The sequence below is a fragment of the Leifsonia aquatica H1aii genome (assembly GCF_000633535.1).
Taxonomy (GTDB): Bacteria; Actinomycetota; Actinomycetes; order Actinomycetales; family Microbacteriaceae; genus Leifsonia; species Leifsonia aquatica_A.
The window spans coordinates 57,022-79,428 of the sequence record NZ_AYMR01000008.1; the positions used below are offsets into that span (position 1 = coordinate 57,022).

The following is a 22,407-nucleotide window of genomic DNA, read 5'->3' on the forward strand; positions in this document are numbered from 1 at the left end:
GCCGGGTCAGCGGGCGACGATCTCGCCGTCGCTCCACCACAGCACCCGCTTGCGGACGAGCGCGAGCAGCGAGACGAGCACGACGCCCATCACGCACAGCAGCGCGATGCTGGCCCAGGTGACCGGCAGGTTGGCCTGCGCGGCGGAGACGGTGACGAGCGAGCCGAGCCCGGCCTGCTGGCCGGCGGCCACGAACTCGGCGACCGCGGCGCCGACGATGGCGAGCGGGAGGGCGATGCGCAGCCCGGCGAAGAAGTAGGGCATGCTCCCCGGCAGGCGCAGGTGCCGGAAGATCTCCCACCGGCTGGCGTGCAGCGTGGTCATCACGTCGAGCGCGCGGCCGTCCACGTCCCGCAGACCCGCGAGCGAGTTCACGAGCATCGGGAAGAACACGACGAGCCCGGTCACGATGTACTTCGGCGCCATCCCGAAGCCGAACGCGACGACCAGCGCCGGCGCGATGGCCACGATCGGGGTGACCATGACCACCACCACGAGCGGCATGACCGCGCGCTCGACCAGCTGGAACTCGGCCATCACGACGGCGAGCAGGAAGCCGCCGAGGATGCCCGCGGCCGCACCGATGACGACCTCCTGGGCCGTCACCAGCAGGTTCGAGAAGTACATCCCGGCGTCGCTCACCAGGCTGGCACCGATGGCGTCGAGCGTGGGGATGACGTAGGGGTTGGTGATCGCCACGAGCTGCCAGAGCAGCCCGGCGACGGCGAACGCGATCAGCGGCGGGAGCCACGTCGTGACCCGGAGGCGCTTGGCGAGGCCCGGCCCGGTTCCGCGGGCGGGGGCTGCGGCGGCGGCGATGCGTGCCGTCGCCATGGTCTGGGTCTCAGACATGGGTCTCCTCCATCACGCTGTGCAGGGTGTCCCGCACGTGGGCTTCGAGGTCGCGGAACGCGTCCGTCGCGTACGCCTCGACCGATCGGGGGCGCGGGAGGTCGACGTCGATGACCTCCGCGATCCGCCCGGGGTGCGCGGCCATCACGACGATGCGGTCGGAGAGCATGATCGCCTCCGGTACAGAGTGGGTGACGAACAGCACCGACTTGCGATTGGACTGCCAGAACTCGAGCAGGCCGAGGCGCTGCTGGTCGCGGTTCATCTCGTCGAGCGCCGAGAAAGGCTCATCCATCAGCAGCACCCCGGGGTCGAACACGAAGGCCCGGGCGATGGCGGCGCGCTGCTGCATGCCGCCCGACAGCTGGGACGGGTACTTGTGCAGCGCCTGCCCGAGCCCGAACGAGCTGAGCAGTTCTGCCGGGTCGCGCAGCGAGCGACCGGCGTTCGCCTTCGCGTTGATCTTCATCGGCAGGCTGACGTTGTCGAGCACCGTCTTCCACGGCAGCAGTGCCGGGGACTGCGGGACCAGCCCGATCAGCTTGTCGCGGGTCGCCGTGCGGACGCTCTCGCCGTCGATCGACACCGAGCCGGAGTCGGCGGGGATGAGGCCGGCCACGACCTTGAGCAGTGTGGACTTGCCGCATCCGCTCGGGCCGATGACCGAGACGAACTCGCCGCGGCCGATCGTCAGGCTGACGTCGTCGAGGACCGTGGTCCGGCGCCCCTCCGGCCCGAAGGCCTTCGTGACGCCGGAGATGGTGACGCCGCCGGTCACTTGCCCGGCCAGACGAGAGTGCCGTCCTTGTAGAGGCCGGCGACCAGCTCGGGGTCCATCATCGTGCCGATGGCGGGCAGCTGCTTCACGTCGCCGTACTTCTTGACGAGCGCGTACTCCGGCTTCCACTCCGCTTCGGTCTGCACACCGGGGGCGCCCGCCGTGGAGTTCTCGACCCACGACGACTCGACCGCCCAGGTGCGGGCCTGCTGGTCGGCGGGGAACGCCGAGCCCTGGTTGTTGTCGGCCGCGAGCTTCGAGATCATCTCGACGCACTTGTCCTTGTTCGCGAGACAGTACTCGACCGCTTTGAGGTCGGCGCGCATGAAGTCGGCGACGACCTCGCGGTTCTTCTTGAGGAAGGCCGAGTTCGCCTCCATCACGTTGTAGGTGCCCTTCACGCCGTAGTCCTCGGGGAGGAATTCGGTGAACGGCAGCCCGGCCGCGCGCAGCTTCTCCGGCTGGTTGGAGGCGTAGCCCACGATCGCGTCGACCTGGCCGCGGGTGACGACCGTCGGGTCGTAGTTGGTCATCTTGACCAGCTCGACCTTCGAGACGTCGACGCCGGCGTCGTCCAGCATCGCGGAGGCGATGGGCGTGAGGTTGATGAAGTAGCCGAGCTTCTTGCCCTCGAGGTCCTTGAGCGATTTCACGTTCTCGTTCGCGAAGATCGAGAACGGCGAGGTGGTGCCGTAGGTGGCGATGGCCGTCAGGTTCTTGCTGTTCGCGGCGGCGAGCATCACATCGGAGGCGGAGCCGAGCGCGGTGAACTGCGCCTGCCCGCTCGCGACGAGCTGCTGGCCGTTCGCGCCGGAGGCGTTGATCTCGACATCGAGGCAGAGGGCCTTGAAGTAGCCGAGCTCCTTGGCGAGGAACACGTCCATCTGCCCGGCGCTGGCCGAGTAGCCGTAGCCGGAGATGTAGGTGATCGGACCGGCCGCGCGATTGCGGTCGCAGGACGCCTTGTCGATGAGCACGCCGGCGTCGTCGGTCGACGCGGGGCTGCCCGTGTTCGCGGCGCAGCCGGAGAGGACGAGGAGCACGGCGGCGAGGCCGGCGACACCGGCGGCCAGACGCCGCGTGCTCGAGTGAAGGTGTGTGGTCACGGGAACGGGATTCCTTCCTTGCCGGGTCCGTCGTTGGATGGCTAGGTCAAAGTAACATAGTCAAGATTGACTGAACAAGGTTGTCGAGGAATCGTTACAAAGGGGCGGGCGGTCTTTTTTCCGGCGTCCGCTGCGCCGGCGAATGCCTATCATGCAGAGAGCCCCGCCCCTGCTGTTTCGGTCAGCAGGGGCGGGGCCCTCTCGGGCGGCGGGAGTCAGATCAGACGTAGACCCGGTTCGTCGGGTAGGCCGCCGAGGGCAGAGCCTTCACGCCGTTGCCGAAGAGCAGGTAGCCCGTCAGGGACCCCGGGTCGGCACCGCTGATGGGGCCGGTGAACTCCCACATGCCGGACTTGACCGAGTGGTTGTAGATGTCGCGACCGGCCCAGTTGAAGATCGTCGCGCCGGACGCGATGGCCAGCTGGGTCTGCTGCGAGCTGAGCGGCTGCAGCTTGCCGTCCGGCGCCATCTGGAACGACCACCCTGCGGGGACGTAGCCGGTGTTGACGCTGTCGCTGTTCCTGATGAACATTCCATCCTCCAAGATGGTGATGCGGGCGGATCCGCCCGGAGTGGTGGGGTCGGTGTCGTTCTTGTGGGCCTGGATGAAAGCCCACGGGTCGATCTTGTTGCCGAGGCCTGCGTAGGCCGACGGCGAGTCGCTCACGGTGATGTGCAGGTGGGCGCCCTGGCTGTTCGTGCCGGTGTTGCCCACGTATCCGATCACCTGACCGATCGTGACGGTCTGGCCGACCGCCACGGGTGCTTCCGCATTCAGGTGCAGGTAGGCGTAGTAGTGACCATCGGGCAGCTTCACCGTGACCGTGTTGCCATTGCCCGAGTGCCACTGCTTGTTCACCACCACTCCGGTCCCGATCGCCTTCGCGGCCGTGCCCGCCGGCACGCCGTTCCAGTCGCTCCCGGTGTGCGGGTACTGTCGCCCGCCGATGTTGCCGAACGGATCGGCCGAGTCATAGCGCCCGGGTGGCGCCAGCGGTTCCATCAGTTTCATGCTGTTCCTTTCTCGCTTTGGGGCCGCAGCCCTGGCGTTTCGGTCGCCAGGGCTGCGGCGCTGAACGGATCGATCAGATCTCGTTCTGCGTCTTCCGCTTCTGGGCGACCTGGAGCCGCAGGTTCCAGATGAAGCCGTCCGGCAGCGCGTTGAGGGTCGCGGGCGCGGCGCCGGTGGCGACGAGCGCGTTCACCTCGTCCATCGAAGTCAGCACCGTGAAGGTGCCATCCGTGGCGGCGAACGCCACCGAGCCGTTCGGGTGCTTGACGAGCTGTCCCATGTCTTCCTCCTGTGTGGGTACGGGTGTCGGGTTCGGGCCGCTACCGGTGTAGCTGCCGCTGTAGTTGAAATGGATGTAGTCGAATGCTCCGAAGGGGCCACCGAGCTTCTCGAAGCCGAAGTCCCCGCAGTTCGCGAGCACCCAGGCGTACTGGTCCTGGGTGAACCGGCTCTGGTCGAAGTCGACCGCCTTGCCCCATCCGTGGTTCGACGTGCCGGGGGTCGTCCCCGTTCCGTTGTTCGCCCAGTAGACCTGGCCGGCATACGATCGATACCCCTCGTTGACGGGCAGATATCCGCCCTTCTGCTGGTGGTATCGATCGAGCATGGCGACCAGCGCCTTCGCGCACCCCGGCTCGAGGTACACGCCCCCGATGGCGCCGTTCGCGGGATTGCTGCTCCAGCTCCAGTACACGACGCCCGGATAGTTGACCAGAGTCATCGCCGTCAGGGGGATGTTCCCATTGCTGAAACCCCCCCAGGGTCCGTTGACCATCAGCACCTCCTTTCTCTCTTGTTTCTCGTGTCGATCTGCCTGAGATCTCAGGCGACCCTCGGACAGGTGTCCGAAGTCTCTGCGCGACGGCCCGTCATTCGGCCGGCGGCTCGGTGGGCGGCGCCAGGGCGACGCGCGGGGCGGACCCGAGGCCGACTCCCGTCAGCCACGCGTCCACGTCGGGGATCGCCATGATCCGCGCGAGCGCTCCCTGGATGGCCACGGCGACGCCCGCGGCGGCGACGAGCCATTCGGCGGGCCACTGGTCTGCGACGACACCGATGATGGCGACGATGGTCGGGACGCCGGCGATGACCGCCTGGACGACCGTGCGGACGACGCGCTGATGCGGGGACCCGATCGCGGCGTGCCGGTTCATGCCGTCCCGCATTCGTGCTCGTCCCAGTCGTCGGGACCCACGTCGACCTCGCACGCGAAGCAGTGCAGCGCCGCGGAGTCGACGAGGGCGTCCGAGCAGCCCTGCTCCAGCTCCTCGTCGTCCAGGAGGCGGAGCAGTTCGCGGATGGCGTCGATCAGTTCGGGCGGCGGGTGGTGTGTCCGTGCGGTCATCGGCATTCTTCCTTCAGGTTCGGTGGGCGCGACGAACACCGCCCCGGTGGGGCGATGGGCGTCGCTCGAGGTGGTGCGCGTGCGGTGACGCCGCGGGGTGCGCTCAGGCGGTGCCGGCCGAGGCGGGATAGGAGATCGCCTCGACCGGCACCCCCAGTCCGTGCGCGAGGCGGCGCAATACCGGCGGCGATGGTTGGCGGGCACCGTTCTCCAACCGCGAGAGGAAGCTCGGGTCGATTCCGGCACGGGCGGCGAGGTCGCGAGCGGTGATCCCGAGCGCCTGCCGCAGGATGCGGAGCGTGGTCCCGTTGAGACGTCTCGTCGTTTTCATATCGCTAGTTTATGCAACTCTTGCGGAATTCAGCAACATTGTCATCGATATAGTTTCTGATTCAGCGCGCATATGGCGGGAATTGCTTGCGTAAATTGCCGACAGTTGCCAGAATTGTTCCATGGTCATCGCATGGAACGAGCTCCGCGACGCACGGGAACGCCTCCACCTGACACAGGAGGAGCTGGCGTCGCAGCTCGGCGTCTCGACGCGGACGGTGACGAACTGGGAGGCGAACGGTGTAGCGCGCAAAGCCGAGTACAAGGTCGAGCGCTTCTTCGGCGACGCGCTCGTCCGGGACACCGCCGGCCCCTCCTCCGAGACAGTCGGCACGGCGGACGAGGACCCCGCTCCCCGCGCGACGGATCTCAGCGGGGTCTCCGACCTGGCGCTCCTCGAGGAGCTGACGCGCCGGGCCGTGGAGCGCGCGCGCATCGGCGTCTCCGTGGGCGACGGCGTCGGTGCCGGTCTCGGCGCCGGTCTCGGCGGCGTTGTCGGCGCATCCCGCAATACTGATGACCACATCTACGAGGAGTTCGAGGTCAGCTACGAACTCCCGACGAAGAAGGGTGTGGCCCTCGCCGCCAAGCGGGGAACGCGGAAGGCGGACCAGCCGCACGCGGAATGACGATGACGGGGGACGACATGCGGTTTCTGGTGGGGATGGCGGCGAGCCTGGGGGTGCGGCTGCACGGCGCGTACCTTCCGGAGGGCGACCTCGGTTACTACTCCCCCGATGAGGACCGCATCTACTTCGACCTCGCCCTCACCCCGTTCGAGCGGCGCTGCACGATCGCCCACGAGCTCGGGCACGCCTACTACGGCCACCGCACCGACAGCGATCAGAACGAGCGACTGGCGGACACGTACGCGGCCGAGCTGCTGATCGACCCGGTCGCCTACGCCGCCGCCGAGCACATCAGCACCGATGTCGAGTTCCTGGCCGACGAGCTGTGCGTCATCCCTGAGCTGATCGAGCACTACCGCGCCCACTGCCTCCAGCGCCTCGGCGGACGCACCTACAGCACTCACCCGCACGGCCGGTTCAGCAACGCGCTGGCCCGCCGCATCTCCTGAGCGCGCCTCGACCGGCCACCGACCGAGCTCGCGAGTGCGCCTTCCCGGTACACGTGCGCGCTGTCGCCGGGGCGCAGTCGCCCCGTGAGCCAGCATTCGCGATCATTCTGTTAATTAGGTAGGTTGGTCTACCTAGGAAGGTGGGCATGATGAGCACGGAGGCGACGAGGGCCGAACCGGTGCGGAGGAACGGGCGAGCACGAGCGCGCCTCCTCGAGGCGGCGGCGCGCCTCTTCTACGCCGACGGGATCGCCGCGACTGGGATCGACAGCATCACCGCCGAGGCCGGCGTCGCGAAGATGAGCCTCTACAACAACTTCACCTCCAAGGCGGACCTCGTGGCCGCCTACCTCGACGCACGGCATGAGGAGTGGCTCCAGCTCTATACGCGCCGCGCCGCCTCCGCCTCAACGCCCGCCGAGGCCATTGATGCCGTGTTCGACGCCTACATCGACCACGCGTCACTCGCGTATCTGCACGGCTTCCGCGGGTGCGGACTGCTGAACGCGGCGGCCGAGCTCCCGGCGTCCGATCCCGGGCGCGCCGTCGTGCGGAGGCACAAGGAGGACGTCGAGGAGATCCTCCGAACGCAGCTGCGCCTCCTGGTTCCGGAGGCGCGCGCCGAAGCCACGGCGCAACACCTGTCGTTCCTGCTGGAGGGGTCGATGGCGCGCGCCGGACTGGATGGAGACCAACGGAAGCTGCTGGCGGCCCAGGGGATCGCGCGCGCACTGGTCGCCGCGCTGTGAGCCGTCGGCCCGCGCGAGTCGGCGCCCTAGCCGTGATCCTCGCCTCCGTCCTGTGGGGCACCACCGGAACGGCGGCCACCTTCGCCCCCGGCGTCGGACCGCTGGCGGTCGGCGCCGCCGCGATGGGGATCGGCGGCATCCTGCAAGCCCTCGTCGCCGCCCGCGCCATCCACGCTGCGCGCCGCCGGCTCGCCGCCGACGGCCGCATCCTCGCGCTGGGTGTCGGCGCGGTCGTGGTGTATCCGCTCGCGTTCTATTCGTCGATGCATCTCGCGGGGGTCGCCGTCGGGACCGTCGTCTCTATCGGGTCCGCTCCCCTCGCCGCGGCGGTCATCGAGCGGGTGGCGGACTCCCACCCGCTCACGGTCCGCTGGGGAATCGCTGCCGCCGCCGGTGTCGGCGGGGCCGCCCTCCTCGCGGCGGCCGAGGCCGGGAGCGGGACCTCCCGCGACCTCCCGGGGATGGTCCTGGGCATCGCACTCGGACTCGTCGCGGGCGTGACCTACGCGCTCTACTCCTGGGTCGCCCATCGGCTGATGGAGCAGGGCGTGCCGTCGGGCGCCGCGATGGGGAGCATGTTCGGAGTCGCCGGGATCATCCTCCTTCCCGTCCTCGTCGCGACAGGAGGGCCGCTCGTCGCGTCGTGGACGAACCTCGGCGTCGCCGCCTACCTGGCCCTCGTGCCGATGTTCGCCGGGTACGTGCTGTTCGGCGTGGGATTGGCGCGGGTGCGCGCGAGCACGGCCACTCTCCTCTCCCTCGTCGAACCGGTCGTCGCGGCAGTGCTCGCGGTCCTCGTCGTCGGCGAGGACCTGGGAGCACTCGGATGGGTCGGGATCGGGCTGGTGCTCGGCAGCCTCGTCGTCCTCTCGGTCCCCCCGGGGACGACCCGCCCGTCCCGAGCCGAGGGCGTCTCGGTCCACGTGCTCACCGACGACCGTTCCGCAACCCCCTGACGCCGGCTCCTCCTCGGCGTACGGTCGCAGCGCAACCGACAGGAGGGCCACCACATGGACCACGAACACGACGCACGACCCGACCCGGACGACCTGCCCGACGGATCGGGCAGCGAGGGCGAGCCGCGCGAAGAGGGCGAGGACACGGCGTCGGGCGGTGGAGCCGATGACCGATGAGCCGCGGCCCGACAACCTGCCGCGCCCGAGCGAGGTGGATCCGGACGTCGGCACAGACACCGACGACAAGCCCGTCGAGAACCCGGGCGGTTGAGGGGTGCTGAGCCGCCTCGCCGCGGAGTTCGCAGCCGAGATCCGGAACCACGACTGGTCGGACGCCCCCTACCGCACCGACCAGGCCGGCCATCGCCGGCTGGACGATGACGAGGAGAAACGGTCCGACCAGGTGCTGTCCGACGAGGAGACGGCGCGCGTCAAGACGAACGTCGCGTGGGTCGTCGGGCAGGTGCTCCTGCACGCCGACCCGAACTTCGACGTGCGGGAGTTCGCGCACGCGTGCGACCTCCCGCGCTCACTCCGCTACGGCGCCAGCGGCCAGCCGAGCGACGCGGTGCTGGAGGGGATCCGGCGCGACGAAGACGGCGAGGTGAGCGCTCCCTGAACTGTCGTGCGCCGCAGAAGCCCCGTCAGTGAGGGCGACCGCGAGAACAACCCGGGACGCTCACTCCGTCCCGACCGCGAGGACCGCTTGCATGAACTGGCCGCCCACGCCCGGGTACCAATAGGAGCACGCGCCAGGCCCGGCGTCACAGGTCGTCGGGTAGAGCCAGCCGCGAGGTTCGAAGCGGTCCCGAAGCGACTGCAGGTACGCGCGCGCAGCGGTCTCCTCACCCATCGCAGCGGCGACGGCGCCGAGGTTCGGCAGTGCCACATCGGCGTCGGTCGCCCAGGCGGGGAACGCCGCCGTGAGCGCATCCCACGACGCGGTGGCCTCCGCCGATGTCGGTGAGACGACGCCGAAGAGCGTCGGGACGTATTGGGCACGGCCCCCGCCGGCGTACCAGGAGGTCAGCGAGCTCGTGTTCCCGCGAGCGAGCTTCCACGTTCCGCTCGACGCATCCCACAGGTGGGTTTTGATCGCCGTGCGCGTAGTGCCGGCCCACGTTCCGTAGTACTGCGACGACGCGCTCCGGCCCACCATCGCATCGAGCACCGACAGCTTCGCGAGCCCCTGCGCGACCTCGGCGTTGTCGAGGAGGTACTCGGCCGAGAAGGTGGCCTTCGCCGTCGTGAGCCGGGAGGTCTCCGAGCGCACGCCGCGCGGCGGCGCGTAGACCAGCACGTTCGCCAGCTGTTCATAGTCGACGATGTGGGCGTCGACGAATGCTCGGAGTTGCGGATCACCGGTGGCGTACGCGTCGTGCGCAAGTGTCAGCGCCGTTGCCAGGTAGCTGTCGATCGAGTCGTACGTCCCCTTCGAGGTCTCCGCACCCGTCGCCCGGTTGTAGGTGTAGTCGTACACGGTGCCCTTGACCCCGGTCGGATCATCCGTGTTGCGGTGATCGAGGAACCACTGCATCCACCGCAGCGCGGCCCCGCGCGAGTCCACCGTGTCCGCCGCGACCAGCCCGATCGCAGCCTGGTTGGCGAAGTAGGGATTGATCGAGCTGTCCGTGGTCAGGATCGCGCCGGATGCGACCTGGCGGCTGAGGATGTACGCGATTTGTTCGTCGACGAGACCCTGCCCCCACTCTGCGGAGGTGGAGGCGCTGCCGGCGGACGTCGCCCCGGCGCCCTCCGCCGCGACGGCGGGAGCGGCCGACGAGACGGCGACCGTCAGTGCGACGGCGATCGAGAACAGGACGGTGGGTCGACGACGCGGCGGACGCGTATGCAGAGTGCGAGTCACGGGTGACGATGCTAACGTTTCGCATTTACACGCATTATGCGACACGCTGGTATTTGATAGACGAGCGCCTATGCGTGCTCGCCCCGCCCGCGGACCGCCCCCTACAGGTCCGTCGGCCCGTGCAGAGGAGGCGGGCTCACCCGGAAGAAGCGCGTGCGCCACAGCAGGTACGCCAGCCCGATCGCGACCCAGACGCCGCCGACGATCATGGCGCTCGGCTCCAGGCTGAAGAAGAGCGCCACGTTGACCGCGACCCCCAGCCCCGGGAGCACCAGGTAGCCGAGCGCGACCCGCCAGCCGCGCTCCTTCACGAACCGGATGTAGGTGAAGATCACCGCCAGGTTCACGAAGATGAAGGCCACGAACGCACCGAAGTTGATGAGGGAGGCGGCCCGGCCGAGGTCGAGGAAGACGGCCGAGCAGGCGAGCGCGGCGATCAGCAGCACGTTCGCCGCCGGCACCCCGGCCCGGTTGAGGGAGCCGAAGAAGCGCTTCGGGAGGGCGCCGTCGCGACCCATCGCGTAGAGCAGGCGCGCGGCGCTCATCTGCTGGGTGATGCCGCAGCCGAGCACGGCGACCATATAGCCGCCGATGAACACGGCCTGGAACGCCGCTCCCCCGATGTACTTCGCGATCTCGGGCGAGGCTCCCACGATGTTGCCGACGGTCGCCACGTCCGGGAAGAGCACCTGCATCACGTAGGTGACGCTGACGAAGAACAGCCCGGCGACGGCGACGATGATCAGGATGGCGCGCGGGATGTCGCGGCGCGGCTTCTCCGCCTCCTCCGCCAGCGTGCTGACGGCGTCGAACCCGAGGAACGACAGGGCGAGGATGGCCGCACCGGCGCCGATGGCGGGCACGTCGAGTCCGGGCGAGAAGAACGGTGTCATCGAGAACGAAGCACCGTTGGCGCCGTCGACGATGTTCTTGATCGTGAGACCCACGAACGCGACCGCGACGACGACCTGAATGACGACGAGGATCACGTTCACCTTGGCCGCGATCTGCACGCCGATCAGGTTCAGGACGGTGCAGATGACGATGGTCGACAGGATCCACACCCACGACGGCACCGCCGGGAATGCCGCCGACATGTAGATCGCCGAGAGCAGTGCGTTGATCATCGGCAGCAGCAGGTAGTCGAGCGTCGCCGCCCAGCCCACGAGGAACCCGAGGTGCGGGTTGATCGCCTCCCGCGTGTACGTGTAGGCCGAGCCCGCCAGCGGGAAGACCTTGACCATGCGGGAGTAGCTGAGCGCGGTGATGAGCACGGCGACGAGCACCACGAGATAGGCGAGCGGCACATGGCCGTGCGTGACGTCGGCGACGATGCCGAACGTGTCGAAGACGGCGAGCGGCGCCATGTAGGCGAGCCCGAGGAAGACGATGTGCCGGAGCTTCAGGGTGCGGCGGAGGCCGGGAGCGCCGGGGGTGTGCGGCGCCTCCGCGGTCCGGGACGGCGCGATGGCCGGGTCGAGCTGGGACATGGGGGTTTCCTTCGCGACGGCGGGAGGGAGGGAGGGTGTGGGGGTGCAGGTGAGTGTGGGGGTGCAGGTGGGGCGGTGGCGAGCGCGCGCGGGAGGCGGCCGGCGGCGCGGTCAGTGCGCCGGCACGGAGTCCGCGTGCGCCGAGCAGTGCGCGAGCCCGCCGTAGGTGGTGGGGGTGGCGGAGGCGGTGGACGCGTCGTGCACGACCTCCCCGCCGACGATGGTCAGTTCGGCCCGCTGGTCGAGCAGGCCGGCCGGGTCGGCCTCGTGGCCGTAGAGGTCGTCCGACCAGGCGACGAGGTCGGCCTTCGCGCCGACGCGGAGGACGCCGAGGTCGTCCTCGGCGTGCCAGGCCCAGGCTCCCTCGCGGGTGTAGCCGCGCAGGGCGTCGTCGAGCGTCGTGCGCTCGGCGGGGGTCCAGGCAGCGCGGCCGTCGAGGCCGGCGCGGGTGAGGGCGGAGTAGAAGCCGACGAGCGGATCCATCTCCCCCACCTGCCAGTCGCTCGACAGCGCGACGTGCGCGCCGGAGGCCATGAGCGAGCGGATGCGCCAGGCGCGGTCCCAGCGCTGCTCGCCGACGTTCTCCATCCAGGTGCCGGCGACGAGGTCGGGCGAGCAGTGCCGCGGCTGCATCGCCGCGGTGATGCCGAGGGCGGCGAAGCGCGGCAGGTCGTCGGGGTGCAGGCACTCGACGTGCACGATGCCGTGACGCCGGTCGACGGTGCCGTTGGTGCGGGCGGCGTGCTCGATCGCATCCAGCGCCAGCCGGATGCCGCCGTCGCCGGTCGCGTGGGTGTGCGTCTGGAAGCCGAGCCGGTCCAGCTCGGTGACGATGCGGGTGAGCTCCCCGACCGGCGCGCTCGGGTGGCCGCGGTGGCCCGGCTGGTCGGCGTAGTCGTCGAGCATCCACGCGGTGTGCGGTTCGATCACGTCGTCGGCATACAGCTTGACCGGCCCGAACCGGAGGCGGTCGTCCTGCGGCGCCGCGTCGACGGCGTCGCGCAGGTCGCTGCGGAAGGCGGCGTCGGCGTCGATCGGGTGGAACAGCGCGGTGATGACGCGGGAGCTGAGCCGCCCCTCCGCCCGCGCCCGGCACATCAGGTCGATCTCGGCGAGCGGCACCTGCGGCTCCACCACGGTGGTGATGCCGCTAGCGGTCGCGAGCTCGAGGCTGCCGACAAGCTTGCGGTAGCGGCGCTCGGGCGAGTACATCGGGATGTCGCGCTGCAGCCCGGCGAGGCCCGCGCTGGTCATGGCGCTGGTGTAGAAGTCGGTGACCCAGCCGGTGGCGGTGCCGTCGGGGCGGCGTTCGGGCCTCCCCCACGGGATGTCGCCGCCGTCGGCGATCCCGAGCACCCGCATCGCTTTCTCGTCGAGCCAAACCGAGTGCTGGTCGTAGGTGGTGACGAAGATCGGGCGGTCGGTGAGGCCGGCGAGGTCGTCGGCGTTCGGGCGGCGGCCGCTGACGATGGAGTACACGGCGTTCTCTGCGCAGATCCAGTCGAGGTCGGGGCGGCGCTCGGCGAGCTCCCGGATGCGGCGGCGCACCTCCTCGAGGGTCTCCGCACCCTCCAGGCTGACCGCGTCCTGGTCGAAGCCGAGCAGCAGGTGGTTGTGACTGTCGATGATGCCGGGCGTGAGGGAGGCGCCGCCGAGGTCGCGGGTCTCGCGGGCGGCGGGGGCGTCCGCGACGGTGCCGACGTAGCTGATCCGTCCGCCGGTGATCCCGACGGCCTGCGCCCAGGGCTGGGCGTCGTCGAACGTGCGGACGGACGCGTTGGTGAGGAGCAGGTCGGTCACGGGAATCCCTCTCGGCGATGAACTGGATCATTCTTTGACGCAAGTGTCAAAGAATTCCGAAAGCGTCTCACGCCGATCGGCTAGTGTCAACTGATGGCCCGCCCCCGCAAGCAGGATGAACGCCGCGCCGACCTCGTCGAGGCGGCGCTCACCGCCGTCGGCGAGCGCGGGCTGCGGTCGCTGTCACTGGCCGATGTGGCCGAGAAGGCGGGGCTGACCCGCGGCGCGATCCTGTACTACTACGAGGACCTCGACGCCCTGCTCGTGGAGGCGCACCGCGCCGGTCTGGAGCGGTTCTGCGACCACCGGGATGCGGTGGTCGCGGGAATCGCCTCGCCGCAGCTGCAGCTCGCGGCGGCGATCCGGGAGGGGCTGCCGAGCGGTCCCGACGATGCCCTGATGCGGCTGCTGTACGAGTTCGACGTGCTGGCCGGGACGTCGCAGCTGCACGACGAGCTGGTCGAGCGGATGTACCTCCGCCAGCTCGCGACGTACACCGGGATCCTGGAGCGCGGGGTGGCCGCCGGAGCGTTCGAGCCGCGGCTGGAGGTCGCGGTGCTGGCGATGAACCTGGTGGCGCTGGAGGATGCGTACGGGCTGCACATCGTCGCCGGGAACAGCCTGATCACGGTGGAGTCGGCGGAGGCGGCGATGGTCGCGGCGGCGGAAGGGCTGGGAGCACCGACGCGGGTGTGAGCGGTCGCCGGATGACATCCCGTGTCGGTCCAGTCACGGCTGTGATGGCATCGCGATGGCGCGGTCTCCGATCGGGCTCGACGTTCGGATGAGCAGGCTGGCCGGGCGCGCGACGAGCGCGCATTCGTCGGGCGCGCCGGGCAGGGCCCCTTCGATGACGGTGATCGCGATCGTCGCGGCAGTCTCGGCGACGATGGCGTGAGTGCCGTAACAATCAGGGGTTCCGGCCACGAAGTGGACCCGGAGCTCGGTGTCGGAGAGCACCTCGTAGCTGGTCCAGTCGACCGTTCTCTCGTCGGTGAGGTCGTTCCTCGGAGTGTCGTCTCCCGCCTGGGAAGCATCGGTGGACGGCAGCACCTCGTCGTCCGGCGGCGCAGCCGCGGTGCAGCCGACGAACAGCACGGCGGGGAGCAGGGCTCCCGCGGACAGGACCGCGCGGCGGCCTCGCCGGCTCGGTGCAGCGTTCATCAACGTCGTCGTCATCGGTCGCCGCCTTCCCGTCGTCGCAGCTGACGCGACACCGCGCCCAGAACTGCACAACAGAGAGATACTTAGCAATAAGCATACGTATTTCACATGTTGTTCGCTGCCACCCGTGACCGACAATCCGGGCGAAGTGTCGATCCGCCCCTGGCCCGATCGTCATCCCAGTGTCATCATCGAACGATCCGGAAGGACACTCTCACCATGCGTTACACGATCCTGATGCACTACCCCGAGATGGCCGCGAGCGGCGAACTCGACGAGGCCGCCCTCGCGGAGGGCATGGCCGCTTTCGCGAAGTACGCGAGAGACCTGCACGCCGCGGGTGTGCTCCGCTCGGCCGAGGTGCTGCAGCCGTCGTCCGCGACGACGACGCTGCGCGTGACCGAGGCGGGCCCGGAGATCCAGGACGGCCCGTTCGCCGACACCAAGGAGCAGCTCGGCGGCACCGTCGTCATCGACGTCCCCGACCTGGATGCCGCGCTCGCGTGGGCGAAGCAGGCGCCGTCCGCCGCGTGGGGCCCGGTCGAGGTGCGCCCGACCGCGACGTACGTCGTCGACGGCGAGTGGGTCCCCGCCTCGTGACTGCCCCGGATGCGCGGGAGGTCGCCGAACGCACCGCCCGCGCATCCTACGGTCGGCTGGTCGCGATCCTCGCGGCCCCGACCCGCGACCTCGCGCTCGCCGAGGACGCCCTGGCCGACGCCTTCGAACGCGCCCTCACGACTTGGCCGGACCGCGGAATCCCCGACAACCCCGAAGGCTGGCTCCTCACCGTCGCCCGCAACCGCCAGCGCGACGTGTTCAGCTCGGCGGCCCGCCGCACATCCGCACCACTGGAGGAAGGGGACGGCGTGATCGACATCGACGCAGCCTTCCCCGACCTCGACGCCATCCCGGACAAGCGGCTCGAACTGCTGTTCGTGTGCGCGCATCCCGCGATCGACGTGAGCATCCGCACCCCGCTCATGCTGCAGACCGTACTCGGGCTGGAGGCGGCGCAGATCGCCCGAGCTTTCGCTGTGCCGGCGTCCGCAATGGCCCAGCGGCTCGTGCGGGCGAAGCGGCGGATCCGGGATGCGGGGATCCCGTTCACCGTTCCGTCGCGCGACCAGATGGCCGACCGGCTGCCTGCGGTGCTCGAGGCGATCTACGGTGCGTTCGCGATCGACTGGGACAGCACGAGCGAGACGTCGCTGGCTGGGGAGGCGCTGTACCTGGCGGTGACGCTGGCGGCGCTGCTCGGGGATGAGCCGGAGGCGTTCGGGCTGGCGGCGTTGATCGCGCTGTCGTCGTCGCGGGCGGCGGCGCGGGAGGTGGATGGGATGTTCGTGCCGCTTGATGCGCAGGATCCTGCCCTCTGGGATGCGGGCCTCATCGCCGAGGGTGAGGCGTATCTGAGGAAGGCCCACGAGCTGGCTTCCGCGTCACCGTCGGCGGGCCGCCGCTTCCAGCTCGAAGCCGCGATCCAGTCGGCCCACGTCGCACGCTTCTTCGGGGCGGCGACCGACTGGGAGGCGATCCGCGCGCTGACGGCGGCGCTGGTGGAGGTCTCCCCCACGCTTGGTGCGCGCGTGTCGCTTGCGGCGGTGACGGCGCGACTCGATGGAGAGGCGGCTGGCCTCGCCGCACTGGAGGGCATCCCGGACACCTTCGAACCGGCGCAGAGACTACGCCAGTCGCTGGATGCGGACGACTCCTGACGCGCTACGCGCGGCGAAGCCCCGCCGTGACGATGTCCAGCCACCGTTCGCGCTGCAGGTCCGCCGCGGACGTCGGGGCGGTGGTCATGAGCAGGAAGATGTCGTCTGCCGTCACGTCGGGGCGGAGGTCGCCTGCCTCGATCGCCGCAGTGACCAGAATCCGCATGGCCACGCGACCCCGGTCGATCAGCTCGTCGGCGACATAGGGTCCCTCGAACGTGTTGCCCGCCTGCTTGAGGGCCTGGTTCTCCGCTGCGCCTTCGATGAACGACCGCAGGGTCTCGACGATGAGCCCGAAGGCTTCGGCGGGCGCGACGGACGCCGCGGCCGACTCCCCGCGATCGACGAGTTCCTGGATGAACTCGGTCATCACTGCCCGGACGAGGTCCCCCTTGGTCGGGAAGTGCCGGTACAGTGTTCCGACGGCAACGCCCGCGGCGACAGCGATCTGGTCCATCCCGGCCTCCGCGCCGTTCTTCCGCATCTGATCGCGGGCGGCGTCGAAGATCCGCTCACGATTGCGAAGCGCGTCTGCGCGCATTCTCGTCCCTTCGTTCGTCGACCCGTTCTATGCCATTGTGCGGGAGATCAGGCGGTCGAACGTCCGGTCGCTCAGCAATCGACGCAGCGTCAGGATGAGGCGCGCACCCGAACCGACGGCGTACCGGGTCTTGGGCCGTCGCGTCGTGGCCGCCATCACGATCGCCTTCCCGATCACTGCGGGGTCGGACGCGCGGTCGGTCATCGCGCCGGTGAGCTGGGCCGCAAGGCGCCTCGCCGTCTTCTCGTACGGCCCGCTCCCGGAGACATCGAGGACGGACTGCGCAGCGATCCCGGACCACTCGGTCTTGATCGCCCCCGGCTCGATGACGACCACGTCGATTCCGAACGGCTTCAGCTCGGCGCGCAGCACGTCGCTCATCCCTTCGAGCGCGAACTTGGTCCCGTGATACCACGCGCCGAGCGGTGTATAGATCTTGCCGCCGATCGAGGTGACGTTGATGATCCGCCCGCTGCGCTGCTTCCGCATGTGCGGGATGACGAGCTGCGTCAGCCGGATGGCACCGAACAGGTTGACATCGAACTGTCGGCGGCCCTCGTCCAGCGGCACCTCCTCGACGGAGCCGAACGAGCCGTATCCGGCATTGTTCACCAGCACGTCGATGCGACCCTCCACCTCGATGATCCGGGCGACCGCCGCGGTCAGCGACGCTTCATCGGTCACGTCGAGACTGATCGGGCGGATGCCACTCGCGCGCAGGTGCTCCATCCGCTCGACGCGGCGCGCGGCGGCGTACACCGTGAAGCCAAGTTCGGCGAGCTCGAGCGCGGCCGACCCGCCGATCCCTGAGGAAGCTCCCGTGACGATTGCGACGCGTGATGGCATGAGGCACTCCTAACATGAACACGAATTCACATTAATGATGAACCTTGGTTCATGTTCTTGTCAAGGCTGCACAGGTCAATCCGTGACGTCACCGAACCGCTTCGCGCTCCGGCTACAACGCACGTCACCGCGGGCTGCACCCCACCGCTCCCCCAAACGCCGCCTGCACGCTTCGCGTTTGACGGCGCCCGGGGCCCCTCGCGGCGGGGACCCGGGAAGTCCGCAGCGAGTCACGACAAAAAGAGAAGGGTCCCAGTTCGCAGAGCGAACCAGGACCCTTCTCTTTTGTCGTGACGTCGGGCTGACAGGATTTGAACCTGCGACCCCTTGACCCCCAGGTAGGCGGAATTGCCGTTTTGGGCATGGAACCGGGCTTTTCCCGTTCCATACGTTGCAGAGCGCGTCAGGTTTTGCATGCGTTGCAGGGACGTTGACCACTAGATTGGCCACTTGTTGCCTATCGTCGAGCACGACGGGAGCGGCCCCCGAACCGTGTTTGTGGTGACTTCCAGGCGACCGCTCCGAGGGCTTCGTCATGTCCTATCCGGTGCTGCCGAAACGTGCTTCCAGCATCCTCGCGGTGGCAGGGTTCACCAGGTCGTTGCGCGCGATGTAGTGCTGGGCGGTGATCCTCGGATCGGTGTGGCCGAGGAGCTCGGCGGCGAGATCGATGCCGCCCGCTTCGTTGATCGCCGTCGCTCCCGTTCGACGGAAGCGATGCGGCGTCACACCTTTCAAGCCAGCCTTGTCCATCACATCGCGAAGCCGACGACGCACGTTGTTCGTCGTCAATGGATCGCCGTTGCGATTGCAGAACAACAGCGCGTCCGGGTCGATCGACAGACGCGACTTGAGCCGTCCCCTAATCGCCACGATCACGAACTTCGGCAGCGCGATCGTGCGCACCGACCGCGAGGTCTTCGGATGATCTTGCCGTCGAGTCGGCTGGCCCGTGTTGCTGACGATCGTGCCCGAGATCCTCACGGTCGGGATCGTGCTCCGGAGATCGACGTCACGGATGCGGATCGCGAGAACTTCTCCGATCCGTACCGAAGTGCCGAGGAGTACCTCGACGATCTGCCCAAGTTGCCCGTCGGGCTTGGGACCAGCAACGACCTTGCGTTCCTCCCACGCGCGCACCGCTTCCCGAATCAAGTCGATGTCCGAGTCCTCGAACGCATCGGGTACCCGGGCCGGTCGGCGCAGCCGCGAGACGTGATCCATCGGATTACGAGGGATCACCTCGTGCCGCACTGCGAGCCCGAGCGCCAGACGGAGGACCACTCGGGCTTGACGGGCACGGTTGTAGCTCTGCTTCGCGAGTTGCTTTAGGAAGTAGTCGCACCTGGCCACGCCGATCTCGCGCAGCGTGAGCTCGGCGAACGACGGGGCGACGAGCGTGCGCATGTTCCGTTCGTAAAGCTGACGGGTCGTGAGCGTGAGCCTGTCCTCGACCTCCATGTCTTCGAGCCAGTACTCCACGAGCACGGAGAACTTGCTGTCAGCACAGAGCCCAGCGAACCCTGGCTGATAAAGGGATCGTTCCGAGAGCTTACGCTTGAGCGCAAGCTCTGCAGCTGCCTTCGTCACACCTGTGCGCTGGACTATTCTGAGCCTTCCATCCCAGTCGCGGTATCGCGCTCGCGCCTCGCGCAATCCGTTCTGGGTCATGCGGTGGCTGATTTTCCCGAAGGTGCCGATTGGTGTCCGGGGTCTACCCACCTCGCACCTCATCTCGTACGGGTACGGACGACATGCCATGGTCGTCGGAGCTCATTCGCTGATGCTTGTTCTGCATCCTTCTAGCCTGGCGTTGGTGGGCCGGCTGGCAGGACGATGGCATACGCAATGCGGACCGCTCCGACTCGGCACCTACCGATTAGCTCGGCGATCACGTCGTGTCTGATCGGGATCGCCGCAAGCTCTAGCTATGGTTACCCTGAGTGCGGTCTCTCACCTGATCTTCTCGGGAGTGTCACCGCCAGGCGGGTCAATGGAGCGAAGGACTGGAATGGCATACGAACAGCTACCGATTGTTGAGGTTGATCTCAACAAGCTCCTGCTCGATCTGGAAAACTACCGCATCCCGACGCGTCGCGACGACGAAGCCGGGGCACTCAAGTACCTGTTCGCCTCTGAGGACGTTCTCAGCGCGGCACGACTTATCCTGCGTGATGGATACTTTGACAACGAGGTGCCGATCGTGGTGGCGTCCGACGATAGCGCTAACCCGTCGTACATCGTCCTCGAGGGCAACCGACGTGTCAGCGCATTGAAAGCTCTCCAGGACCCCACGATTGCTCCTGGCCACGAAGCAGAAGTTCGGGCACTTCTCAAGCGCTATGCCTTGGAGGCAGAAAACCTTCCTGAACGCATTCGCGTCATCGTTGCACCCGACCGTGCTTCTGCTGCCCCACACGTCGCACGACTGCACACGGGGATATCAAAGAAGCGTTGGAGCCGAGACCAACAAGCAACTTTCTACTATTCACTGGTGGATGAGCAAACAACCGTCGAGGACGTAAAAGCGCAGTATCCCGATGTCGAAATTGCTCGCTTCATGAAGATGGCAGTGATGCGGCGCTTCCTCACGGCCGCACCCTTCGCGGAACAGAGCTTGCGCCAGTACGCAGCCAGTGACGAGTTGGCCATGTCTGCGTTTGAGTACGCCTACCGCAACAAAGACATCGCCGCGATCATCGGCGTCGAGTTCGACAAGGAAGGCATGCTAGTTCCTCGCTCGTTGCCGCCCGAAAAGGCGTCCGCGAAGTTGTCGAAGAATAGCCTGAAAGCTTTGGAATACTTGGTTGGAGAATTTCGAGCTGGACGTTTGAATACTCGCTCCGCTGAGTTCAAGAAATCTGATCCTGCTCATCAGCCTTTCCTGGACCGGCTCAGGGGCGCTACCACGCAGTCTCCCACTCCGCCGCCCGCCTCCCCGCCCACTACGCCACCTTATGGGCCTGGAACAGGAACACCTCCAACCGGAGGCACCACCGGAGGGGGCACCTCCGGAGGAGGTGGCGGTGGCGCGAATCCTGGAACGCCACAACCGCCTAGCTCCCCAGGCATACCTGGCGGCCGCGGCCCGAACCATCCCGACACGAAGGTCGTCCTCGATCTTTCAGGCTTGGGATACGAAAACGCACCGCTGAACCTCAAACTTCGCTACTTTGAGCTTCGTAAGATCAGCCTGTCGAACTTGCCCATCGCCGCGGCCATCTTGATGCGTTCTGTTCTGGAATCCACTATCAAGGTGCATTTTGAGGGAACGTCCACGCCGGTGTCTGGCGAGTTGAATGCGGTGTTTAAGCAAGTCGTTCAGTCCTATGGCCAGGACAAGTCGCTCCGAGCGACGATCAACGCGATTCAGACCGGGAACGCTCACAAGCACGGCTCTATTCAGTGGTTCAACCTCATCGCACACAGCGCGGACGCGTCAGTGAACGCCGACGATGTGCGGCAAGCTTGGAAGGCCGTTGGGCCACTGCTCAGGCGCTTGCTGCTTTCCCAAATGCCGCCTGGCTCTGCAACTCCTTGATCACGGTAGCGACATCACGCGACGCGACGAGCAACTCTTCGGCCTTTCCGGGGTACCTCGCCGAATAGGTGAGCTCCAGTCGGCACTGAAAGTGCTCGCGATACAGCTTTTCGATCAGCGGAGCAGTGTCGTAAGTCATGAGCCAGTGCGCCTTTTGTACGGAGTTGACGACGGAAGACAAGGCCGTATGATCGCGTCCATCGAACGCATTGAGATACAGCTGAGATCCGGCCTGCACGTACGGTGGATCAATGTACATGAACGCTTGTTCATCTCCGAAATATCGTTGGATCACGGTCCTGCCATCAAGATCTGACACGATTATTTGATCCGCGAGATCACCAATGGCAGTAAGTCGCTCGATCAGAGTGTCCCGGTTGAATCTGGCATCAATCTTGTAGTTCCCGTCTTGACGCTGGCCGCCAATGACACCAGCGTTCAAGATGCCCGAACGGTTTGTTCGATTCAGGAAGAAGAACGCAAACCCAAGACGAAGGGCATTGCTTTCATCTCGGGCTCGATAGATTTCTCGCTGCTGCCGCCACTCCTCAACGCTTAGATCTGTTGATGCAACCATCTCTACCAGTCGGGCATTGTCATTGACAACGGATTTCCAGAAGGCATGGACGGCTGGGTCGATGTCATTCACGACGAGCTCGCGAACGATCCCCTCGCGAAGGAGGGCGATGCCGGCCCCGACTCCACCTGCGTACGGTTCAACATAGCGGGCGTTTTCAAGCCCAAGCGACCTGATGATGTCACCGAAGAGGCCTGCGAGCGCGGCCTTGCCGCCGGGATAGCGGAGCGGCGATAGCGTGCCGTAACGACGAGACGCGATGACGCGCAACCGATCATTCATAACCCTCACTCCTTCCCTGCGCGGTGGGCCGCGACTCGGCATCGCGCTGAACAGAATCGAGCGTCCCCTCTTCCGAGGAAGGCCTCGCTGCAGCGCTCGCAGGTGTGCCAGGCCTTGCGTCGTCGAAGTCGTTCATGCCGAAGTGCGCGATCGAGGTCCTTGAGACCTGCGTCACTGAGGCTTGAGATGTCGCTCATGTAACGAATACTACTTGTAACGCAAGCAAGTTCGCGGAAGACACGCCTCTTTCTTGATTACTTGCGGGTGTCAACGCAAGTACGTCTCATGAAGCACCGCTCTCTTCCCGCACAAGGAGTGTGCTGATTCGCACCGAGGCCCCGTGCGCGTCCAATAGTTGGCGCCACAGTGCGTCTT

General features: G+C 67.4%; 26 protein-coding genes. 10 read left to right on the forward strand and 16 right to left on the reverse strand.

Annotation, left to right across the window (positions count from 1 at the left end; genetic code table 11):
• Window positions 1–6 precede the first annotated feature (6 nt).
• From U870_RS0107980 to U870_RS22420, 8 genes are all read right to left on the reverse strand, one after another.
• Entirely contained in the window at window positions 7–852 is an 846-nt protein-coding gene (locus tag U870_RS0107980) for an ABC transporter permease (RefSeq protein WP_025156881.1), read from the reverse strand.
• On the reverse strand, window positions 845–1,630 hold the full coding sequence (locus U870_RS0107985; RefSeq protein ID WP_240183655.1) for an ABC transporter ATP-binding protein: 786 nt from the start codon (window positions 1,628–1,630) through the stop codon (window positions 845–847). Before U870_RS0107985 ends, U870_RS0107980 begins: the two co-directional genes overlap by 8 nt.
• Window positions 1,627–2,736: an ABC transporter substrate-binding protein gene (locus tag U870_RS0107990; protein WP_025156883.1), complete on the reverse strand. Its 1,110-nt coding sequence runs from the start codon at window positions 2,734–2,736 to the stop codon at window positions 1,627–1,629. The genes U870_RS0107985 and U870_RS0107990 overlap by 4 nt, the downstream gene beginning before the upstream one ends.
• A gap of 220 nt (window positions 2,737–2,956) precedes the next feature.
• Window positions 2,957–3,748, reverse strand: a complete 792-nt coding sequence (locus U870_RS23065) for a M23 family metallopeptidase (protein ID WP_025156884.1) — start codon at window positions 3,746–3,748, stop codon at window positions 2,957–2,959.
• Between the two features lie 73 nt (window positions 3,749–3,821).
• A complete protein-coding gene (locus U870_RS0108000) occupies window positions 3,822–4,523 on the reverse strand; it encodes a M15 family metallopeptidase (RefSeq protein WP_025156885.1) in 702 nt (233 codons plus the stop codon).
• Window positions 4,524–4,617: 94 nt separating this feature from the next.
• Window positions 4,618–4,902: a hypothetical protein gene (locus U870_RS0108005; protein ID WP_162819107.1), complete on the reverse strand. Its 285-nt coding sequence runs from the start codon at window positions 4,900–4,902 to the stop codon at window positions 4,618–4,620.
• A complete protein-coding gene (locus tag U870_RS0108010; protein ID WP_162819108.1) occupies window positions 4,899–5,093 on the reverse strand; it encodes a hypothetical protein in 195 nt (64 codons plus the stop codon). Before U870_RS0108010 ends, U870_RS0108005 begins: the two co-directional genes overlap by 4 nt.
• A gap of 103 nt (window positions 5,094–5,196) precedes the next feature.
• The gene (locus U870_RS22420; protein WP_025156888.1) at window positions 5,197–5,424 is read right to left on the reverse strand and encodes a helix-turn-helix domain-containing protein; all 228 of its coding nucleotides are present in this window, start codon (window positions 5,422–5,424) and stop codon (window positions 5,197–5,199) included.
• A gap of 121 nt (window positions 5,425–5,545) precedes the next feature.
• On the opposite strand from U870_RS22420, the gene U870_RS22425 reads away from it, so the two are divergent.
• The 6 genes from U870_RS22425 to U870_RS0108050 all read left to right on the forward strand — a co-directional run bounded on the left by U870_RS22425 (window position 5,546) and on the right by U870_RS0108050 (window position 8,825).
• A complete protein-coding gene (locus U870_RS22425; protein WP_025156889.1) occupies window positions 5,546–6,052 on the forward strand; it encodes a helix-turn-helix domain-containing protein in 507 nt (168 codons plus the stop codon).
• A gap of 17 nt (window positions 6,053–6,069) precedes the next feature.
• A complete protein-coding gene (locus U870_RS22430; RefSeq protein ID WP_115644420.1) occupies window positions 6,070–6,501 on the forward strand; it encodes an ImmA/IrrE family metallo-endopeptidase in 432 nt (143 codons plus the stop codon).
• Window positions 6,502–6,650: 149 nt separating this feature from the next.
• Window positions 6,651–7,250: a TetR/AcrR family transcriptional regulator gene (locus tag U870_RS0108030; RefSeq protein WP_115644421.1), complete on the forward strand. Its 600-nt coding sequence runs from the start codon at window positions 6,651–6,653 to the stop codon at window positions 7,248–7,250.
• A gap of 32 nt (window positions 7,251–7,282) precedes the next feature.
• Window positions 7,283–8,206 (forward strand): DMT family transporter, encoded by a 924-nt coding sequence (locus tag U870_RS0108035; protein WP_025156892.1) that lies wholly within the window; start codon window positions 7,283–7,285, stop codon window positions 8,204–8,206.
• Between the two features lie 54 nt (window positions 8,207–8,260).
• Window positions 8,261–8,383 carry a hypothetical protein gene (locus U870_RS25035; RefSeq protein ID WP_275886599.1) on the forward strand — a complete coding sequence of 41 codons (123 nt, stop codon included), beginning with the start codon at window positions 8,261–8,263 and terminating at the stop codon, window positions 8,381–8,383.
• 97 nt (window positions 8,384–8,480) lie between these two features.
• Window positions 8,481–8,825 (forward strand): hypothetical protein, encoded by a 345-nt coding sequence (locus U870_RS0108050; RefSeq protein ID WP_025156893.1) that lies wholly within the window; start codon window positions 8,481–8,483, stop codon window positions 8,823–8,825.
• Window positions 8,826–8,885: 60 nt separating this feature from the next.
• Here the strand turns inward: U870_RS0108050 and U870_RS0108055 are convergent, their stop codons facing one another.
• From U870_RS0108055 to U870_RS0108065, 3 genes are all read right to left on the reverse strand, one after another.
• Window positions 8,886–10,073, reverse strand: coding sequence for a hypothetical protein (locus U870_RS0108055; RefSeq protein ID WP_025156894.1), 1,188 nt, complete (start codon window positions 10,071–10,073; stop codon window positions 8,886–8,888).
• A gap of 101 nt (window positions 10,074–10,174) precedes the next feature.
• Window positions 10,175–11,563 carry an APC family permease gene (locus U870_RS0108060; RefSeq protein WP_025156895.1) on the reverse strand — a complete coding sequence of 463 codons (1,389 nt, stop codon included), beginning with the start codon at window positions 11,561–11,563 and terminating at the stop codon, window positions 10,175–10,177.
• 111 nt (window positions 11,564–11,674) lie between these two features.
• On the reverse strand, window positions 11,675–13,363 hold the full coding sequence (locus U870_RS0108065) for an amidohydrolase (protein WP_025156896.1): 1,689 nt from the start codon (window positions 13,361–13,363) through the stop codon (window positions 11,675–11,677).
• A 93-nt stretch (window positions 13,364–13,456) separates the two neighbouring features.
• On the opposite strand from U870_RS0108065, the gene U870_RS0108070 reads away from it, so the two are divergent.
• Window positions 13,457–14,059, forward strand: a complete 603-nt coding sequence (locus U870_RS0108070; protein ID WP_025156897.1) for a TetR/AcrR family transcriptional regulator — start codon at window positions 13,457–13,459, stop codon at window positions 14,057–14,059.
• Window positions 14,060–14,092: 33 nt separating this feature from the next.
• Here U870_RS0108070 and U870_RS24645 read toward each other — a convergent pair whose 3' ends face one another.
• On the reverse strand, window positions 14,093–14,542 hold the full coding sequence (locus U870_RS24645) for a hypothetical protein (RefSeq protein ID WP_205288746.1): 450 nt from the start codon (window positions 14,540–14,542) through the stop codon (window positions 14,093–14,095).
• A 204-nt stretch (window positions 14,543–14,746) separates the two neighbouring features.
• Between U870_RS24645 and U870_RS0108080 the strand changes: the two genes are divergently transcribed.
• Together U870_RS0108080 and U870_RS0108085 are read left to right on the forward strand one after the other, a co-directional pair.
• Window positions 14,747–15,127 carry a YciI family protein gene (locus U870_RS0108080; RefSeq protein WP_025156899.1) on the forward strand — a complete coding sequence of 127 codons (381 nt, stop codon included), beginning with the start codon at window positions 14,747–14,749 and terminating at the stop codon, window positions 15,125–15,127.
• The gene (locus U870_RS0108085; protein WP_025156900.1) at window positions 15,124–16,245 is read left to right on the forward strand and encodes an RNA polymerase sigma factor; all 1,122 of its coding nucleotides are present in this window, start codon (window positions 15,124–15,126) and stop codon (window positions 16,243–16,245) included. Before U870_RS0108080 ends, U870_RS0108085 begins: the two co-directional genes overlap by 4 nt.
• A 4-nt stretch (window positions 16,246–16,249) precedes the next feature.
• Here U870_RS0108085 and U870_RS0108090 read toward each other — a convergent pair whose 3' ends face one another.
• The 3 genes from U870_RS0108090 to U870_RS0108100 all read right to left on the reverse strand — a co-directional run bounded on the left by U870_RS0108090 (window position 16,250) and on the right by U870_RS0108100 (window position 19,303).
• The gene (locus tag U870_RS0108090; RefSeq protein WP_029947379.1) at window positions 16,250–16,786 is read right to left on the reverse strand and encodes a TetR/AcrR family transcriptional regulator; all 537 of its coding nucleotides are present in this window, start codon (window positions 16,784–16,786) and stop codon (window positions 16,250–16,252) included.
• A gap of 27 nt (window positions 16,787–16,813) precedes the next feature.
• The gene (locus U870_RS0108095) at window positions 16,814–17,632 is read right to left on the reverse strand and encodes an oxidoreductase (protein WP_029947380.1); all 819 of its coding nucleotides are present in this window, start codon (window positions 17,630–17,632) and stop codon (window positions 16,814–16,816) included.
• A gap of 540 nt (window positions 17,633–18,172) precedes the next feature.
• The gene (locus tag U870_RS0108100; protein WP_240183656.1) at window positions 18,173–19,303 is read right to left on the reverse strand and encodes a tyrosine-type recombinase/integrase; all 1,131 of its coding nucleotides are present in this window, start codon (window positions 19,301–19,303) and stop codon (window positions 18,173–18,175) included.
• 340 nt (window positions 19,304–19,643) lie between these two features.
• Between U870_RS0108100 and U870_RS23610 the strand changes: the two genes are divergently transcribed.
• Window positions 19,644–21,173 carry a hypothetical protein gene (locus U870_RS23610; protein WP_081815223.1) on the forward strand — a complete coding sequence of 510 codons (1,530 nt, stop codon included), beginning with the start codon at window positions 19,644–19,646 and terminating at the stop codon, window positions 21,171–21,173.
• On the opposite strand, the gene U870_RS0108115 is transcribed toward U870_RS23610, so the two are convergent.
• Complete coding sequence (locus U870_RS0108115) at window positions 21,124–22,032, reverse strand: DNA adenine methylase (protein WP_029947381.1); 909 nt, start codon at window positions 22,030–22,032, stop codon at window positions 21,124–21,126. The two genes, U870_RS23610 and U870_RS0108115, sit on opposite strands and share 50 nt — an antisense overlap.
• Window positions 22,033–22,407: the final 375 nt, after the last annotated feature.